The organism is Methanoregula sp. (genome assembly GCF_002835825.1).
GTDB lineage: Archaea > Halobacteriota > Methanomicrobia > Methanomicrobiales > Methanospirillaceae > Methanoregula.
Genome location: NZ_PIZH01000446.1, coordinates 1 through 1,680, shown reverse-complemented (window position 1 = coordinate 1,680; position 1,680 = coordinate 1). Strand labels below are relative to the sequence as shown.

General features: G+C 53.2%; 2 protein-coding genes. One reads left to right on the top strand and one right to left on the bottom strand.

All coding sequences use genetic code 11. The features are described 5' to 3' along the window. Window positions 1-332: 332 nt before the first annotated feature. The gene (locus CW742_RS12115; protein WP_292420724.1) at window positions 333-563 is read right to left on the bottom strand and encodes a type II toxin-antitoxin system HicB family antitoxin; all 231 of its coding nucleotides are present in this window, start codon (window positions 561-563) and stop codon (window positions 333-335) included. A 213-nt stretch (window positions 564-776) separates the two neighbouring features. Here CW742_RS12115 and CW742_RS12110 point away from each other — a divergent pair, with 213 nt between their 5' ends. Then, window positions 777-1,166, top strand: coding sequence for a hypothetical protein (locus tag CW742_RS12110; protein ID WP_292420722.1), 390 nt, complete (start codon window positions 777-779; stop codon window positions 1,164-1,166). The last annotated feature ends 514 nt before the right edge of the window (window positions 1,167-1,680 follow it).

Sequence of the window (1,680 nt, the reverse complement as noted above, 5' to 3'; positions counted from 1 at the left end):
AAGTTAGTCCCAACACCCCAATACCCAAGTCCCATTTTTTTAATAATTTTTCAGTTAAGGGTCGATGCCATGGACAAGAAGATTTCTGAATAGTTTGATGGCAACCCGCATTTATAACAGAGCAATGAACTCTTCTCTGCTGATTTTTGCCTGAGATAAAATAGACAGAAGCGTTTTTGGTGCAATGATTGTCCCGGTATGAACAGGTACTGTGACAAGGCAATCTTTTTCCTCATCCTAGAGAAAATGGTGACTCCCCCGCGTATGAACGAGTATGAAGCCTGCACGCTGAAGGGCTCTCAGTACTTTGTCGCCCGTTACCCGGGGAAGTTTCATGCAACTACCGGATCGTGAATTGTCACTTCGACTTCAACCGGCACCGGCTTTTTGAGAATTTTTAACGTTTCGATATACCCGGCGATTGCTTCTTCGATATTTTTCCGGGCTTCGTCCCAGGTGTCTCCCTGCGAAATGCAGCCGGGGAGGGAGGGGACTGTCACGGTGTAGCCTCCGCGCTCATTTTTATCCATCAGCACTGTGTAGCGCATCCGTGTCTGTTTCATGCGGGCATCTCTGATTAGCGATCAAGCATTATCTTCATGAGAGAATTAAAGTATCTTCCGGTGATAACAGGAATTGTCTCCTGACCGCAGGGATCGATCATATACCTGAGGCGTTCAAAAAATTATTTAACAAAATTTATCCTAACTATTTTATTCCATGTTTGAATGCCCGGTTTTTTCAAAAACATTTCCCGGTGTGCAGGAGTGTGCACCATGATCCGCACCTCGCGCCCGCACCGGGCGCTGCCGGAAGCGATCGCGATTGCACGCGAGCGCGGGAAGGTCCAGGTGGCGGTCCGTGGTCCGGAGGCCCGGTACCATTTCACCATCGACTCGACAACAACGGGTGCGTTCGTCCGCGTGAGGTTCACCCCGCATATCCTCGCGGCGGCGGCCGATATCGCGTTTGAATTCCGGGGGGAGATCCTCCGGCTCCGGGCGATCATGCGGGACGTGTCCCTCACCCGTGAGCTCTGGCTCCGGTCCAAGCATGGCACGTGGCGGTTCTTCCGCGTGACAGCAGACGCGATCATTGAGATTGACCGGTTCGGCCGGGATCTTCCGGATGTGGATGGGACAGGGTCCGGGTCGGTGAGGGTGTGAGGGGGGTGACCCCCCAAGCCCCCTGAAATCATCCTCTCGTCGTATCTATCCCCCATTTCAGGGATACGACAATCCGGGCTCGTACAGGGCTCCGGTTCTCCTCTTTTCCGGCACCAGAGGGAATAATTCCGGAAAATGAGGGAATAATTTCGAGAAAATCGCCATTTTTACGTCGGAGAGATAAGGTAAATTTTTGCCACATTCTTTTGGCCGAACGGCAGGTGAAACGGGTTTTAGCCTGTGGCAGGGGGTCCGGAGAGAGCCGGCGACCGTCATGAGCGGTTTATTGGGGATCAAAGATTCTCCGTCGAAGAAACCGGATGGTTTCTTCTCCTCCTCCTGGTCTGATGACCAGTCGGACGTCGGAGAAACCCATGTTGTTCGTCAGTTCCCGTCAAGAGCACCCGTCGCACGTCTTAGCCCCCCTCATTTCAGCGACGCGCCAATCCGGGCCCGTCCTGTGCTCCTTCTCGCCCCTTTCCCGTGTCCAGCGGACACCGTTCCGGAAAGTGAG